Here is a 15379-nt window from a genome sequence, read left to right as displayed (position 1 = left end):
TCCCCCCCCCCCCTCCTCCCCCCCCCCCCCCCCCCCCCCCCCCCCCCCCCCCCCCCCCCCCCCCCCCCCCCCCCCCCCCCCCCCCCCCCCCCCCCCCCCCCCCCCCCCCCCCCCCCCCCCCCCCCCCCCCCCCCCCCCCCCCCCCCCCTCCACCCCCCTCCCCCCCCCCCCCCCCCCCCCCCCCCCCCCCCCCCACCGCGGGGCTCAGACGGACCGGCCGACCAGCTCGTAGCCGGCCTCGTCGACGGCCGCGCGGACCTGGTCGTCGTCGAGCGGGGCGGCGGAGGAGACCGTCACGGTGCCGGCCTTGGCATCGGCCGCCACCTGGGTGACGCCGGCCAGCGCGGTGAGCTCCTTGCTGACCGAGCTCTCGCAGTGGCCGCAGCTCATGCCGGTCACGGTGTAGGTGATGGTGCTGGACATCGGGGCCTCCGGGAGGTCTGTTCGGCCGCGGGCGTGCGCCCGGGCTCCCACTCTTGATGACACCATACCCCTGCGGGGTATTCCCCGAAGGGGGTGGTGTGGTGCGGATCGCATCGGGGACGCGGTCCGACAGCAGAGCGTATGCGCCCGGACACGATGCGCCCGAATCCGCGCCGCGCGGCGGGCGCGTCCGGGGCGGCCGCCTCCCGGGGGGTGCGGACGATGAGCGTCCGTTATGTTCGAGAGGTGTTCCCGATCCGCCGAGCCCAGTCGCCCGCGGCCCCCACCGCCACGGGACTGCCGCCGGAGCGGCGGCGCGGCGCGCTGCTGGCGGCCGACCTCCAGGACGTACCGCTCTGGCGCCGGGCGAGCCCCGCGCTGATCGCGATCGTCCTCGTCGGGCTGGCCGACCTGCTCTCCGGCAAGGACCGCTACCTCGCCCCGCTGATGACGGTCGTCCCCACCATCGCCGCGCTCACCCTGCGGCCGCTCGAACTGCTGATGGTCTGCCTGCTCGGCCTGTTCGCGGTCTTCGGCCTCAGCCACTACGACGAGGTCGACAACGTCAACGACGAGCGCTTCCTCTACGGCGCGATGGTCAGCTATCTGCTGCTCACCGTGTTCTCCGCCTGGGTGGCCAAGATCCGCATGCGGCGGGCCGCCGCCTTCGCGGCCGTCAGCTCCGTCGCGGAGGCCGCCCAGCGCGCGCTGCTGCGGCTGCCCGGACCGGTGGTCGGTCCGCTGCACCTGGCCGTGCGGTACGTGTCCGCCGCCGACGCCTCCCGGATCGGCGGGGACCTCTACTCCGTGCTGGAGACCCCGCACGGCACCCGGGTGGCGGTCGGCGACGTCCGCGGCAAGGGGCTCGGCGCGGTACAGACCGCCGCCGTGGTGCTCGGCTCGTTCCGGGAGGCGGCCTACGACGAGGCCGGGCTGCGCGGGGTCGCGGCGCGGATCGAGGCCAGCGTCGAGCGGCACGCCCCGGACGGGGAGTTCACCACCGCGCTGTTCGCCGAGTTCCGGGTGCCGGGCGTGATGCAGCTGCTGCAGTACGGGCACGTCCCGCCGATCCGGGTGGACCACGACGGTGGCGCGCACGTGCTGCACGCGCCCGACCCGTGGGTGCCGCTCGGCCTGGGCCGGCTGGCCGTCGGCGAGCCGACCGCCTGGGAGCAGCCGTTCGGGCCCGAGGACGTGCTGGTGCTCTGCACCGACGGCGTGATCGAGGCCCGGCACCGCGAGAACGGCGACTTCTACCCGCTGGCGGAGCGGGTCGGCCCGCTGGTCCGGGGCGCGGCCCGCTCCGCGACGGAGCTGGAGGCGGCGGTCGGCCGGGTCTACGCCGACCTGCTGGAGCACACCGGCGGGGAGCTGCGCGACGACGCGCTGCTCCTGCTGATCTCCCGGACGGACCGGTAGGGCCGGGGCCGCTCCGGGGGCTACTCCGCGCCGACCACCTCCGCCAGGGCGCGGAAGAGCAGGGCGGTGGAGGTGGCGCCCGGGTCCTGGTGGCCGACGCTGCGCGGGCCCAGGTAGGAGGCGCGGCCCTTGCGGGCCTGGAGCGGCACGGTGGCCAGCGCGCCCTGCTCGGCCGCGTCCGCCGCGGCCCCGACGGCCCGCGGCAGGTCGGCGCCGGCCGCCACCGCCTCGGCGTACGCGGCCAGCGCCGGGGTGTAGGCGTCGACGATGGTCTTGTCGCCCGGCTCCGCCTTGCCGAGGGCCTGGACCGCCCGCAGCCCCTCGGCCAGCGCCTCGCCGAAGGCGGCCGGGTCGGCCGGCCCGGGCAGTGCGGCGCCCAGCGCGCGGAAGGCCTTGCCGTACAGCGGGCCGGAGGCGCCGCCGACCTTGGAGATCAGCGTGCTGCCCGTTCTGCTCAGGACCGCCCCCGGGCTGTCGGGGGCGAGCGAGTCCAGTGCGGTGAGCACGGCGGTGAAGCCGCGCCGCAGGTTGCTGCCGTGGTCGCCGTCGCCGATCGCGGAGTCCAGCTCGGTGAGCCGCCCCTGTTCCTCGTCGACCGCGGCCGCGATCGCGCGGACCCAGGCCTCGGCCAGTGCGGTGTCGAAGTCCATGACCGTCCCTCCTCCGTCAGGCTCGCTTGAGGGCGGGGGTGTCCACCGGGGCGTCCCAGAGTTCCAGCAGCCGGGCGTCGGCCTTGGTCAGGGTGAGCGAGAAGCCCGCCATGTCCAGGCTGGTCACGTAGTTCCCGACCAGGCTGCGGGCCACCGTGATGCCGCGCTCGGCGAGCCGGGCGGCGACCTCGCCGAAGACGACGTACAGCTCCAGCAGCGGGGTGCCGCCGAGGCCGTTCAGCAGGGCGATCACCTCGTCGCCGGCGCTCAGGTGGTGGTCGGCGAGCACGGTCTCCACCACCTCGGCGGCGAGCTCACGGGCCGGGCGGAGCTTCTCGCGGCGGCGGCCGGGCTCGCCGTGGATGCCGACGCCGACCTCGATCTCGTCCTCCGGCAGGTCGAAGCCGGGCTTGCCGGCGGCCGGGGTGGTCGCGGCGGTCAGCGCGATCGCGAACGACCGGGAGGCCGCGTTGACCCGGGCGCCCATGGCGGTGACCTCCTCCAGCGCGGCGCCGCGCTCGGCCAGCGCGCCGGCGATCTTCTCCACCAGCACCGTCGCGCCGGTGCCCCGGCGGCCGGCCGTCCAGGTCGAGTCCTCGACCGCGACGTCGTCGTCGACCAGCACCGTGCGGACCTCGATGCCCTCCTCGGTGGCGAGCTCGGCGGCCAGCGCGAAGTTCATCACGTCGCCCGTGTAGTTCTTGACGACGAAGACCACTCCGGCGCCGGAGTCGACGGCCTTGGCGGCGGCCAGCATCTGGTCCGGCACCGGGGAGGTGAAGACCTCGCCGGGGCAGGCGGCGTCCAGCATCCCCGGGCCGACGAACCCGCCGTGCAGCGGTTCGTGGCCGGAGCCGCCGCCGGAGACCAGGGCGACCTTCGACGCCGCCGGGCGGACCGCGCGGGTGATCACCCGATGCGCGATGTCCACCGTCAACTCCCGGTGGGCGGCGGCGATTCCGGCCAGGGCGTCCTCCAGGACGCTCTCCGGGGTGTTGATCAGCTTCTTCACAGCGCTTCGCTCCCTCGGCAGACGGTGCTGACCCGACGCTACGCCAGACGGGGGTGCCCGGCACGGGGTGCGACACGCCCCCGGGCGGCCCGCGGTACGACACGCGGGGCCGGCCGGCCCCCTCCCGCGGAGCGCCGGGGCGGTCGTAGGGTCGGCGGTATGAGCGACTACGTGGGCATCGTCCTGGTCTCGCACAGCGCACAGCTCGCCGCCGGGCTGCGGGAGCTGCTGGCGGAACTCGCCTCCGGTGCGGTGCGGGTGGTGGTGGCGGCCGGGACGGAGGACGGCGGGCTCGGGACCAGCTACGACCTGATCGCCCGGGCCGTCACGGAGGCGGACGGCGGGGCGGGCGTGGTGGTGCTGGCCGACCTCGGCAGCTCGGTGCTGACCGCCGTCACGCTGCTGGAGGACGAGCCGCGGCCCGGGGTGGTGCTGGTGGACGCCCCGTTCGTGGAGGGCGCGGTCGCGGCCGCGGTGACGGCCTCCACCGGGGCGGGCGTCACCGAGGTGGCCGCGGCGGCCGAGGACGCGCGGGCGTTCCGCAAGCTGTAGCGGGCGGCCTGCGCGGCCGGCCCTGGGCGCGCGGCCCGGCCCCGGCGCGCGGGTGCCACCGGTGCGCGGCCCGGCCCCGGCTACTTGGCGTCGGCGTAGCAGTCCACCACGGCGGTGGTGAGCGGGAACCGGACCGGGGTGTCCCCGAAGACCAGCCGGCGGGCCTCGTCGGCGGACTCGGCGACGGCGGCGGCCACCTCGTCGGCGAGGTTCGCCGGGGTGTGCACCACCACCTCGTCGTGCTGGAAGAACACCAGGTGCGGCCGGTCGTCCGGGCCGGTGGCGGGCAGCGCGTTGAGCCGGCGGCGCAGCGCCGCGAGCAGGGCGAGCGCCCAGTCGGCCGCACTGGCCTGGATCACGAAGTTGCGGGTGAAGCGGCCCCGGGCCCTTGCCGAGCGGCCGCCGGCCTCCCCGGCCGTCTCCGGCGCCTCGGTGAGGTCGAGCCAGTCGGCCGAGGGCGGCGGGCAGGCCCGGCCGAGCCGGGAGGCGACCACACCGCCGTCCTCGCCGGTCCGGGCGGCCGCCTCGACGTAGCCCATCGCGGCCGGGTAGCGCCGGCGCAGGGTGGCGAGGAGCACGCCGATGTCCCCGCTGGTCTGGCCGTACATGGCGCCGAGCAGACCGAGCTTGGCCTTGTCGCGGTCCCCCTGGAAGGCGGAGGCGGCCAGTGCCTCGTAGAGGTCCCCGCCGGCGGCGGTGCGGGCCAGGCCGGCGTCCTGGGAGAGCGCGGCCAGGACGCGGGGCTCCAGCTGCGCGGCGTCGGCGACGACCAGCAGCCAGCCCGGGTCGGCCACCACGGCGCGGCGCAGGATGCGCGGGATCTGCAGCGCGCCGCCGCCCCGGCTGGCCCAGCGGCCCGAGACCACGCCGCCGACCACGTACTCGGGGCGGAACCGGCCGCCGCGGGCCCAGGCGTCCTGCCAGGCCCAGCCGTGCGCGGCGTGGATCCGGGAGAGCTCCTTGTAACGGATCATCAGCGCGGCGGCCGGGTGGTCCACCGCCTTCAGCTCCCAGGACCGGGTGGATCCGAGCTGGACGCCCCGGTCGGCGAAGGCGCGCAGCACCTGGCTGTGCGAGTCGGGGTTGAACGGGCGGCCGCCGAGGGCCTCCTGGAGCTCGACGGCCAGCTCGGCGAGCAGCCTGGGCTGGGTGCCGGGGACGGTCGGACGGGGGCCGAGCAGCTCGGTGAGCAGCCGGTCGTGGACGTCGGTGCGCCAGGGCAGGCCGTCGTGCGCCATCTCGGCGGCCACCAGCGCGCCGGCCGACTCGGCGGCGACCAGCAGCCGGAACCGGGCGCGGTCACCCGGCTCGGCGATCGCGGCGAGCCGGCGCTGCTGCTCGGCGTGGACGGCCGCCACGGCGGCCAGCGCGTCGGCCCCGGGCGGGAGTTGCAGCCGGTCGGGGGCGAACAGGGTGTCCTGGCCGTCCCCGGAGTCGGCGGAGCCGGGCTCGGGCAGGTCGGCCGGGACGGGCCGCCCGTTCAGCCGGGCCCAGGCGGCGCCGAGCGAGCGGGGCGCGCCGAACCGGCCCTCGTACGCCAGCAGCAGGGCCTCGGTCAGCCGGAGGTCGTGGCAGCGGGCGAGCCGGTCGGGCAGCCGGGGGAGCAGCGGCGCGTAGGCGCTGTCGGCGGCCGCCCAGACCCAGCGCGGGTGCTCGGCGGCCTCCCGCTCGGCGACGGCGGCCGCGAGGTCCGCCACGGCGGTGGGCGGCCCGAGCGGGGCCCCGGCCTCGTCGAGGGGGAGCAGCCGGCCGCCGGGGCCGTGCGGGTCGGGGACGAGGGCGATCCGGGGTGCCACGGGGGCTCCTCCTCTCGGGCGTACGGGCTGCGGACCTCGACGGTAACCGGTGGGTACGACAACCGGCGCAGGCGCGCGTGCCGATCCGTGCGCCCGTGCGCCGACGGTGCGCCGCCCGCCGGGCCGGACGCGTGTGCCCGGCCGTTGCCACGGCGTAGGGTCGGCGAAATGACCGAGAACCCGTTCTTCAAGCCCAGCACCCTGGTCTACGAACTGCCTCCCTTCGCCGAGATCCGGGAAGAGCACTACCTGCCCGCGTTCGAGCGCGGGATGGCCGAGCAGCTCGCCGAGATCGCCGAGATCGCCGCCAATCCGGAGCCGCCGACCTTCGACAACACCCTGATCGCGCTGGAGCGCTCGGGTGCGCTGCTGAAGCGGGTCCGGGCGGTCTTCGACAACCAGGTCTCCTCGGACACCACCCCGGGCGTGGACCGGCTGGACGCCGAGATCAGCCCGAGGCTGGCGGCCCACCGGGACGCGATCCACCTGGACGCCGCGCTGTTCGCCCGGATCGAGGAGCTGCACGGGCGGCGGGACGGGCTCGGCCTGGACGCGGAGTCGCGGCGGCTGCTGGAGCGGCGGCACACCGCCTTCGTCCGGGCCGGCGCCCGACTCGGCGCCGCCGACCAGCGGCGGCTGCGCGGGCTGAACGCCGAACTGGCCGCCGGCGCCTCGGCGTTCCGCCGCAACGTGTCGGCGGACTCGAAGGCGCGGGCGCTGGTGCTGGACTCCGCGGCCGAGCTGGCCGGGCTCTCGCCGGACGCGATCGCCGGCGCGGCCGCGAACGCCCGGGCGCTCGGCCACGAGGGCAAGTACGTGCTGAACCTGAAGAACATCTCCAACCAGACCGAGCTGGCCTTCCTCACCGACCGCTCGGTGCGCGAACGCCTGCTGGCGGCCTCGCTGGGCCGGGCGGCCGACGCCAACGGCCCGCTGGCGATCCGGATGTCCGCGCTGCGCGCCGAGCGGGCCCGGCTGCTGGGGTACGACACGCACGCGGCCCACGTGGTGGCGGACGAGACGGCCGGCACCGTCGAGGCGGTCGACGCGCTGCTGACCCGGCTGGTGGCGCCGGCGGTGGCCAACGCGCGGCGGGAGGCGGTCGAGCTGGCCGCGGCGGCGGCGGTCGACGGCGTCGAGGAGATCGCCGCGCACGACTGGGCGTACTACTCGGAGCTGGTCCGGCAGTCCTCCTACCAGGTGGACGCGGCCGCGCTGCGCCCGTACCTGGAGCTGGAGCGGGTGCTGCGCGACGGGGTCTTCTTCGCCGCGAACCTGGCCTACGGGGTGACCTTCACCGAGCGGCCGGACCTCCCGGCGTACCACCCGGACGTGCGGGTCTTCGAGGTGTTCGAGGAGGACGGCGGCTCGCTCGGCCTCTTCCTCGCGGACTTCCACGCCCGGGCGTCCAAGCGCGGCGGCGCCTGGATGGACGAACTGGTCACCCAGTCGCGGTTGCTGGGCCGGCGGCCGGTGGTGATGAACAACCTGAACGTGCCCCGCCCGGCCCCGGGCGAGCCGGTGCTGCTCTCCTGGGACGAGGTGCGCACGCTGTTCCACGAGTTCGGCCACGCGCTGCACGGGCTCTTCTCGGACGTGCGCTACCCGTACTTCGCCGGGACGGACGTGCCGCGGGACTTCGTGGAGTTCCCCTCGCAGGTCAACGAGATGTGGATGGTCCGGCCCGAGGTGCTGGCCAACTACGCGAAGCACCACGTGACCGGCGAGCCGCTGCCGGCCGACCTGGTCGAGCGGATGGCGGCGGCCGACGGCTTCGGGCAGGGGTTCCGGACCGTGGAGTACCTGGCGGCGGCCCTGCTGGACCTGGCCTGGCACACCGTGGCGCCGGGCCAGGAGATCACGGACGCCGAGGAGTTCGAGGCGCAGGCGCTGGCGAAGGCCGGGCTCGCGGTGGCGGCGATCCCGCCGCGCTACCGGACGGCGTACTTCTCGCACATCTTCGCCGGCGGGTACAGCGCGGGGTACTACGCGTACATCTGGTCCGAGGTGCTGGACGCGGAGACGGTGGACTGGTTCGAGGGGAACGGCCGGGGTGTGCGGGAGAGCGGCGAGGTGTTCCGCCGGGAGCTGCTCTCGCGCGGGGACAGCCGGGACCCGCTGGACTCCTTCCGCGCGGTGGTCGGGCGTGACCCGCGGACCGGGCCGCTGCTGGCCCGCCGCGGTCTGGCCTGAGCCGGTTCGAGCCCGGTAGGAGCCCGGCGCCGAACCTCGCGCGGTGGCCCGTCCCGTGGTCCTGGGTTCTCGTGGTCGGGGCGGGCCACCGGGCCTCAGCGGGGCGTGACTGTCACCGTGACCGGGGTGCCCGGGCGGGTGTGCGGCAGGCGGATCCGGGCGGTGCCGGCCCGGCCGCCGGCCGGCTGGTCGACGTCGACCCGGGCCGCCGGCGTGACGGTGATCCGCGCACCGGCCGGGAAGGTGGCGGCGGGCAGCACCAGGTCGGTGGTCCGGCCGCTGCCGTCGGCGTTCCAGCGCACCACGTGCCCGCCCGCCGCGGCGCCGGTGCGCACGGCCGTCCCGGCGACCGCCGCCGGGTAGGGGCCGAAGACCGGCTCGTCGCCGGGGGCGGGCCGGCCGGCCGGATCGAACGCGCAGTAGCCGCCGTTGCCCCGGCACCAGTACCACATCGTCCAGCCGGCGGCGAAGCCGTCCATGGCGGCGACCTGACGGCGGACCAGCTGGGAGTTGCCCGGGGTCCGCGCGTCCGGCGGCCCCCACTCGCCGACCAGGACCGGCAGGCGGTGGGCGGCGGGGTAGGCGGTGATCGCGGCGGTGTAGTTCTCGACGAAGCCGCCGGAGGGGTCCCAGTCGGCGCCGCCCTCGACCGCGGTGTCGTAGAAGTGCGGCGCGTAGCCGAGCCGGGGCGCGCCCGGGCGCGGGTCGCCGAAGCCGGGCAGCCGGGTGGGGACGCCTTGGCCGACCAGTACCGTCGGCTCGACGAACAGCCAGGCACGGGAGTCCACGCGGCGCACGGCCCGGATCAGCCGGCGGTACATGTCGGCGAGCCGGCCCTGTTCGAGGGCGGCGGAGGAGGCGGCGAGCACGGCCGGGTCGGTCGGGTCGCCGTCCACCGGGCCGAACGGCTCGTTGAACAGGTCGTAGCCCAGCAGCGAGCGGTGGCCGCGCAGTTCGAGGGCGAGCCGGGTGTAGAAGTCGGCCTGCCAGGCGCGCAGGTCGGGGTCGTCGTAGAGGTGGCGGAAGGCCGCCTGGACGGCGGGCTGGAAGTAGCCGGCGAACCAGTCGTCCGGGTCCGGGGTGAAGGGCAGGCCGTCGTCGCGGGTGGCCCAGAGCGGGACGCCGCGGTCCCCGCCGCCGAACTTGGGCCCGTAGACGTCCTGGTGGAAGTCGACCAGGGCCAGCACGCCGTAGCGGTCGGCCCAGTCCAGCACCCGCTGCACGCGGTGCAGTTCGGTCGGGTCGAGGTGCCCGCGGACGGGCTCCAGCCTGGTCCAGGAGACGGCCACCCGGACCAGGGTGAAGCCCTGGGCGGCCAGGGACGCGACGTCCTGTTCGGTGGCCTCGGCGTACTTGTCGAGGTTGAAGCCGCGGAGCCGCAGCCGGCGGCCGGCGGCGTCGGTGAGGTCGGTGGTGCCGTCCGGCGCGGTGGCGGTGCCGGTGGGGAACCCGGCCCGGAACGGGGCCGGTGTCCGGGAGGCGTCCGGCGACGCGGCCAGGGCGGGGGTCGGGGCGGCCAGGGCGGCGGTGGCGGCGAGCAGGAGGGCAACGGCGGTGCGGCGCAAGCGCATCGGTACCTCGCGGGATCTCGCGGAGCGTGGGGGTGGGGCCCGATGATGCCCGAACTGGCATGCACAGCACAAGAGTTCAGCTCGACGGCGGGTCCTGCACCGGGGCCGGCAGGGCGGCCGTCGGCAGGTCGGCGGCGGCGGCCAGCCGGCCCCAGAGGAGGTCGGCGAGCGCCTGCACCATCCGGGTGCGCGAGCACGGTCTGGACTCCAGCCACCAGTCCCCGGCGGCCAGCACCATGCCGGTGATCCCCCGGCCCCAGGCCTCCGCGAGGAGTTCCCGGTCGGCCCCGAGGTCCACCTGGCTCTGCACGGCCCGGGTGATCTCCTCGGCGATCTGCCGCAGCGCCGGGGCGAGCGCGTTGCCGACGCCGGACGGGTCGCCGGGCTCGGGGTGGGTGAGCAGCCGGTAGACCTGCGGGCGGGCCTCGATCCCGGCGAGGTAGGTGTCCAGCACGTGCTCGACGCGGTCGCGGCGCTCCAGCGGTTCGCTCAGCGCGGCCCGTACGGCGGCCAGCAGACCGCTGGTGTGGCGCTCGGTCAGGGCCCGGATCAGGCCGTTCCGGTCGCCGAAGTGGCGGTAGAGGATCGGCTTGGTGATCCCGGCCTCGGCCGCGATGGCGTTCATGCTGGCGCCCGGGCCCTCCCGCTGGACCACCCGGTCGGCGGCGTTGAGCAGCTGCTCCCGGCGGGGTGCGTCGGAGGGCGGCATGAGGTCTCCTGGCGGGTCTGGCCGACGGGGGTTGCGGCTGCGGGGTGGTGCGGGCGCGGTGCGGGCGGAGCGGTCGGGGGCGTACGGGGGCGTGGCGCGGGGCAGGCGTGCCGCGGAGCTGCCCGGCGGGGGCGTCGACGGCCCCGGGGCGTTGACATTCCTACCTATGAGTAGCAGACTCCCCGCGATGTTACCCCCGGTAACACCTGTCCGACACCCCCACTGCCCCGCCCTTGCATCCGCCGCCCCGCCGGGCGGCGAGGGGCTCCTTCGACCGGAGGCATCATGAGCACGTTCTCGCTGGACCCGGGCGCGGACCAGCTCGCCGTACGCGACTGGCTGCACGGCTTCGCCGCCGACGTGATGCGCCCCGCCGCAGCCGAGTGGGACGAGCGCGAGGAGACCCCCTGGCCGGTCATCCAGGAGGCCGCCAAGCTGGGGATCTACTCCCTGGACTTCTACGCCCAGCAGTACTTCGACCCCTCCGGCGTCGGCATCCCGATCGCCATGGAGGAGCTGTTCTGGGGCGACGCGGGCATCGGCCTCTCGATCGTCGGCACCACGCTGGCCGCCGTCGCCGTGCTCGCCAACGGCACCGACGAGCAGATCGGCACCTGGGCGCCGCAGATGTTCGGCACCCCGGACGACCTCAAGGTGGCCGCCTTCTGCTCCTCCGAGCCGGACGCCGGCTCCGACGTGTCCGCGCTGCGCACCCGGGCCGTCTACGACGAGGCCAAGGACGAGTGGGTGCTGAACGGCACCAAGACCTGGGCGACCAACGGCGGGATCGCCGCCGTCCACGTGGTGGTGGCCACCGTCGACCCGGCGCTCGGCGCGCGCGGCCAGGCCTCCTTCGTGGTGCCGCCGGGCACGCCCGGGCTGAGCCAGGGCCAGAAGTTCAAGAAGCACGGCATCCGCGCCTCGCACACCGCCGAGGTGGTCCTGGACGGCGTCCGACTGCCGGGGCACTGCCTGCTCGGCGGCAAGGAGAAGCTGGACGAGCGGCTGGCCCGGGCCCGCGAGGGGGCCGAGCGCGGCGGCGGCCGGGGCAACGCGGCGATGGCCACCTTCGAGGCCTCCCGGCCGGCCGTCGGGGCGCAGGCGATCGGCATCGCCCGCGCCGCGTACGAGGTGGCGCTGGACTACGCGAAGACCCGGGTGCAGTTCGGCCGCCCGATCATCGACAACCAGGGCGTGGCCTTCCAACTGGCGGACATGAAGACCCGGATCGACGCCGCCCGGCTGCTGGTCTGGCGGGCCTCCTGGATGGCGGCGAACAACCAGCCGTTCACCGCCGCCGAGGGCTCGATGTCCAAGCTCTACGCGGGCGAGACCGCCAAGTGGGTCACCGCGCAGGCGATGCAGATCCTCGGCGGCAACGGCTTCACCCGCGAGTACCCGGTCGAGCGGATGCACCGGGACAGCGCGATCTACTCGATCTTCGAGGGCACCAGCGAGATCCAGCGGCTGGTGATCGCCCGGGCGATCTCGGGGATGCCGATCCGCTGAGTGCGGCGGGGCCGGGCGGCGCGACCGGCGGGTGCGCCCGTGCGTCCGTCCGGCCCGGGTCGGTCAGAACCGGGGCGGCCGGCCCTCCAGGAAGGCGGCGAGACCCTCGCGGACGTCCGGGGCCTCCCGGGAGCGGCGCTCCCAGGGGTGCAGCGCCTCGGCGGCCCGCTCCGGCGGGACGGCCAGCGCGGCCTTGACCGCGCCGATGGTCTGCGACGAGCGGGTGGTCAGCAGCCGGGCGAACTCCAGCGCCCCGGCGTCGAGTTCGGCGCCCGGCAGGACCCGGTCGGCGAGACCGAGCGTGAGGCACTCCCGGCCGGTCACCAACTCGCCGGAGAAGAGCAGGTACTTGGCCCGCGACGGGCCCACCAGCCGGGCCAGCCGAAGGGTCGGCACCGCCGGGTAGACCACCCCGAGCTTGGCCGGGGTGATGCCCAGCCGGGCGTCCTCGGCGACGAACCGCAGGTCGCAGGCGACGGCCAGCTGGCAGCCGCCGCCGACGCAGGCGCCGTGCACCACCGCGACGGTCGGATGCGGGAAGTCCGCCAGCGCCTCCTCGGCCGCCACGTTGACGGCGTGGTAGTCGTCGGCGCGGTCCGGATCGGCGTAGATCCCGGACAGTTCGGCGATGTCCGCGCCGGCGCTGAAGGTGCCCCCCGCGCCGGTGACCAGCAGGGCCCGCAGACCGGGTTGCTCGGCCAGCCGGAGCAGGACCTTCGGCAGGGCCTGCCAGATCGCCAGGGTGACGGCGTTGCGCCGGTGCGGCCGGGCGAACTCCAGCACCGCGACGCCGTCCTCGCCGGTGTAGGCGTGGAGGCCGTCGACGTGGGTGGGCAGCGGGGAACGGTCCCGCGTGAGCAGCGGCTGGTCCATGCGCACCTCCGGAGTTCGTGGTGCGGACACTCTCTCAGGCGCGGCCGCGGCCCCGTCGGGCGGACCGTCCGCCCGCCGGGCGGCGGACGCTCAGGCGGGCCGGGTGCCGTAGTCGCCGAGGCCGTGCTCGGCCAGGTCGAAGCTGCGCCGGGCGTTCTCCAGGGCCTCCGGCAGCACGTCGGCGGCCCGTTCGCCGGCCAGCATCCGGCGGTGGTTCTCGTTGGTCAGCGCCAGCCGGACGCTCATCAGCTGGGCGGCCGCGACCTGGGCCCGGAGCCGGTCGCCGGCCGGGTCCTGGGCGAGCAGCTCGGCGGCGAGCAGCTCGTTCGCCGCCCGGCCCCACGCGGTGGTCGCGCGCAGGGTCAGCGCCGGTGTCCGGTGGATCAGGCGGATCACGTCCAGCACGAAGCGGTCGTCGCTCAGACCGGTGGCCGGGTCGAACCGCTCCAGGCCCGCCGCGAACCGGGCGCGCAGCGCGGCCACCGCGGAGACGCCCGGGGCACGGTCGCGGACCGCTTCGGCGGCCTCGCCGGTGTGCCGCTCCATCGGGCTCATGACCAGGTCTTCCTTGGACGGGAAGTAGTTGAAGACGGTCATCTTCGAGACGTCGGCCGCGGCGGCGATCTCCGCGACCGACACCTCGTCGAAGCCGCGCTCGGCGAAGAGGGCGATCGCGCTGTGCCAGATCCGACGGGCCGTCTGGCGCTTCTTGCGCTCGCGCAGGCTCAGTGCCGCGTCCGCGGCCGCCTCCACTGCCTCGGGCCCGGTGGTCGTGCTGCGCTCTGCCATGGCATGACTGTACCAGGATCAAAGATTGACTGGGCTTAATAATGGACTCCAGCGAAGCATTGACTCCAGCGAACAATTGACCGGGTCAAAAATACCTGCCATGGTGAGGGCGCGCCGCCGAGCCCGCACCTGTCCGGTGCGGTCCGGTCCGTAGTCGAATGCCCGAATTCCACGATCCCCGGGGGGACTTCCCATGGCCGCCACCGCGCCGGCAGCAGCTCTGATGACGGAGCCCCAGCGCAAGCTGGGCATGCTGCTCTGCCTGATCACGATCGTCCTGGCGGTGCTCGACATGAACATCGTGTCGGCCGCCACCGTGCCGATCGTCCAGGACCTCGACCCCGTCCACGGCGTCGACCGACTGCCCTGGCTGGTGAGTGCCTTCGCCCTGGCGGCGACGGCGCTGCTGCCGCTCTACGGCAAGCTCTGCGACCTCTACGGTGCCAAGCGGGCGCTGCTGGGGGCGGTCGGCGTCTTCCTGCTCGGCTCGGCGCTCTGCGGAGCGGCCCGGTCGATGACCGAGCTGATCGCCTTCCGGGCGGTCCAGGGCATCGGCGGCGGCGGGCTGATGAGCGTGACGATGGTGGTGATGGCACAGCTCAAGGACCCGGACGACGCCAAGGGCGGCGGTGGCGGCGTCGGCGGCATCGTGGGCGGCGCGGGCATGGCCGTGGGCCCGCTGATCGGCGCGCTCCTGGCGGACCACCTCGACTGGCGCTGGATCTTCTACATCAACCTGCCGCTCGGCCTGCTCGTCCTGGTCGGCTCCGCGCTCGTGCTCAAGCTCCCGCGTTCGGCCGGCCGGCGCGGCCTGGACTTCCTGGGCGCCGCCCTGGCGGCCGCGTTCGCCACCGGGCTGCTGCTGGTGACCGAGTGGGGCGGCAAGACCTACGCCTGGACGTCGCCGGAGATCCTCGGTCTGGCCGTCGCCACCCTCGCGGCCCTCGGCCTCTTCCTGTGGCGCCAGGCCACCGCCGCCGAGCCGATCCTGCCGCTCTCGCTGTTCCGCATCCCGGAGATCCGGATCGGCTTCGCGGTGCAGGGGCTGGTCGGGATGGGCCTGATGGGCGCGATCATGTACGTGATGCTGTACCTGCAGGTGGCCCGCGGGGTCGCCGCGACCTCCGCCAGCCTCTATCTGATCCCGATGGCGCTCGGCATGACGGCGGTCGGTCTCGCGGCCAACCGGTTCGCCGCACGGGGCTGGTCGGTCCGGGCGATCCTGGCCTCCGGCGCCGCCTGCGCCACGGTCGCCCTGCTGCTGCTCGGGCTGAGCGGTCCGGACACCTCGCTCTGGCTGGTGCGGGCCGAGCTCGTCCTGCTGGGCCTCGGCCTCGGCCAGCTGATCGGCCGCCTCATCACCGTCGTCCAGGAGGCCGCCCCGGCCCACCAGCTGGGTGTCGCCACCACCGGTGTCCGGTTCTTCCAGACGCTCGGCAGCGCGCTGGGCGCCGCGCTCTTCGGCACCGTGCTGGCCCGGGTCTTCGACAGCGGCGAGCCCGGTACCGCGCTCGGTGCGGTGGGCCGGCTGACCGGCGCCGCCCGGACGCACGCGGTGCACAGCTTCATCGGCGCGGTGGACGTGGTGTTCCTCTCGGCGGCCGGGGTGATGGCGCTGGCCCTCGTCCTGGCCCTGCGGCTGCGGCTGCGGCCGCGTCCGGTGCCCGAGCCGGTGGCGCAGGGGCAGGCGCTGGCCGCCTGAGCGGAAGCGGTACGGCGCGGGAGCGGTACGGGGCGGGAGCGGTACGGGGCGGGAGCGGTACGGCGCGGGGCCCGGTGGACGGTCGTCGATGCTGTTGGTTAATTCGGGCCCTGCTTCTTCTTCGCCCCGCCGAGCTGGTGCTCGGCGGGGCGAAGTGCTGAGAAGTGGCTGGTGCGGGTGC

Annotated in this window: 13 protein-coding genes; 5 read left to right on the top strand and 8 right to left on the bottom strand. The window is 75.6% G+C overall.

Translation table 11 applies throughout. The annotated features are described in order from the left end of the window. Positions 1–204: 204 nt before the first annotated feature. Positions 205–423, bottom strand: coding sequence for a heavy-metal-associated domain-containing protein (locus tag ACZ4UX_RS36810; protein ID WP_329489908.1), 219 nt, complete (start codon positions 421–423; stop codon positions 205–207). A 246-nt stretch (positions 424–669) separates the two neighbouring features. Between ACZ4UX_RS36810 and ACZ4UX_RS36805 the strand changes: the two genes are divergently transcribed. Continuing rightward, positions 670–1842 (top strand): PP2C family protein-serine/threonine phosphatase, encoded by a 1173-nt coding sequence (locus ACZ4UX_RS36805; protein ID WP_465709844.1) that lies wholly within the window; start codon positions 670–672, stop codon positions 1840–1842. Positions 1843–1862: 20 nt separating this feature from the next. On the opposite strand, the gene dhaL is transcribed toward ACZ4UX_RS36805, so the two are convergent. Together dhaL and dhaK are read right to left on the bottom strand one after the other, a co-directional pair. After that, complete coding sequence (gene dhaL, locus ACZ4UX_RS36800; RefSeq protein ID WP_465709843.1) at positions 1863–2492, bottom strand: dihydroxyacetone kinase subunit DhaL; 630 nt, start codon at positions 2490–2492, stop codon at positions 1863–1865. Between the two features lie 16 nt (positions 2493–2508). Beyond that, a complete protein-coding gene (gene dhaK, locus ACZ4UX_RS36795) occupies positions 2509–3504 on the bottom strand; it encodes a dihydroxyacetone kinase subunit DhaK (RefSeq protein ID WP_352297772.1) in 996 nt (331 codons plus the stop codon). A gap of 159 nt (positions 3505–3663) precedes the next feature. Here dhaK and dhaM point away from each other — a divergent pair, with 159 nt between their 5' ends. Then, entirely contained in the window at positions 3664–4056 is a 393-nt protein-coding gene (dhaM, locus tag ACZ4UX_RS36790; RefSeq protein ID WP_465709842.1) for a dihydroxyacetone kinase phosphoryl donor subunit DhaM, read from the top strand. An 80-nt stretch (positions 4057–4136) separates the two neighbouring features. Here dhaM and ACZ4UX_RS36785 read toward each other — a convergent pair whose 3' ends face one another. Continuing rightward, entirely contained in the window at positions 4137–5852 is a 1716-nt protein-coding gene (locus ACZ4UX_RS36785) for a bifunctional 3'-5' exonuclease/DNA polymerase (protein WP_465709841.1), read from the bottom strand. A 168-nt stretch (positions 5853–6020) separates the two neighbouring features. Between ACZ4UX_RS36785 and ACZ4UX_RS36780 the strand changes: the two genes are divergently transcribed. Then, entirely contained in the window at positions 6021–8045 is a 2025-nt protein-coding gene (locus ACZ4UX_RS36780; protein ID WP_465709840.1) for a M3 family metallopeptidase, read from the top strand. Positions 8046–8140: 95 nt separating this feature from the next. On the opposite strand, the gene ACZ4UX_RS36775 is transcribed toward ACZ4UX_RS36780, so the two are convergent. Together ACZ4UX_RS36775 and ACZ4UX_RS36770 are read right to left on the bottom strand one after the other, a co-directional pair. Further along, positions 8141–9616 carry a cellulase family glycosylhydrolase gene (locus ACZ4UX_RS36775; RefSeq protein ID WP_465709839.1) on the bottom strand — a complete coding sequence of 492 codons (1476 nt, stop codon included), beginning with the start codon at positions 9614–9616 and terminating at the stop codon, positions 8141–8143. A 76-nt stretch (positions 9617–9692) separates the two neighbouring features. Beyond that, the gene (locus ACZ4UX_RS36770) at positions 9693–10325 is read right to left on the bottom strand and encodes a TetR/AcrR family transcriptional regulator (RefSeq protein WP_465709838.1); all 633 of its coding nucleotides are present in this window, start codon (positions 10323–10325) and stop codon (positions 9693–9695) included. A gap of 285 nt (positions 10326–10610) precedes the next feature. On the opposite strand from ACZ4UX_RS36770, the gene ACZ4UX_RS36765 reads away from it, so the two are divergent. Further along, positions 10611–11834: an acyl-CoA dehydrogenase family protein gene (locus tag ACZ4UX_RS36765; RefSeq protein ID WP_465709837.1), complete on the top strand. Its 1224-nt coding sequence runs from the start codon at positions 10611–10613 to the stop codon at positions 11832–11834. A 63-nt stretch (positions 11835–11897) separates the two neighbouring features. Here the strand turns inward: ACZ4UX_RS36765 and ACZ4UX_RS36760 are convergent, their stop codons facing one another. After that, positions 11898–12707 (bottom strand): enoyl-CoA hydratase/isomerase family protein, encoded by an 810-nt coding sequence (locus ACZ4UX_RS36760; RefSeq protein WP_329489918.1) that lies wholly within the window; start codon positions 12705–12707, stop codon positions 11898–11900. 90 nt (positions 12708–12797) lie between these two features. Then, positions 12798–13496, bottom strand: coding sequence for a TetR/AcrR family transcriptional regulator (locus ACZ4UX_RS36755; protein WP_465709836.1), 699 nt, complete (start codon positions 13494–13496; stop codon positions 12798–12800). 223 nt (positions 13497–13719) lie between these two features. Between ACZ4UX_RS36755 and ACZ4UX_RS36750 the strand changes: the two genes are divergently transcribed. Continuing rightward, complete coding sequence (locus tag ACZ4UX_RS36750) at positions 13720–15198, top strand: MFS transporter (RefSeq protein WP_465709835.1); 1479 nt, start codon at positions 13720–13722, stop codon at positions 15196–15198. The last annotated feature ends 181 nt before the right edge of the window (positions 15199–15379 follow it).

It is taken from the genome of Kitasatospora sp. NPDC028961 (assembly GCF_055564815.1).
Note: the sequence above shows the minus strand (reverse complement) of the source record. Positions and strands in the feature narration are given on the sequence as shown.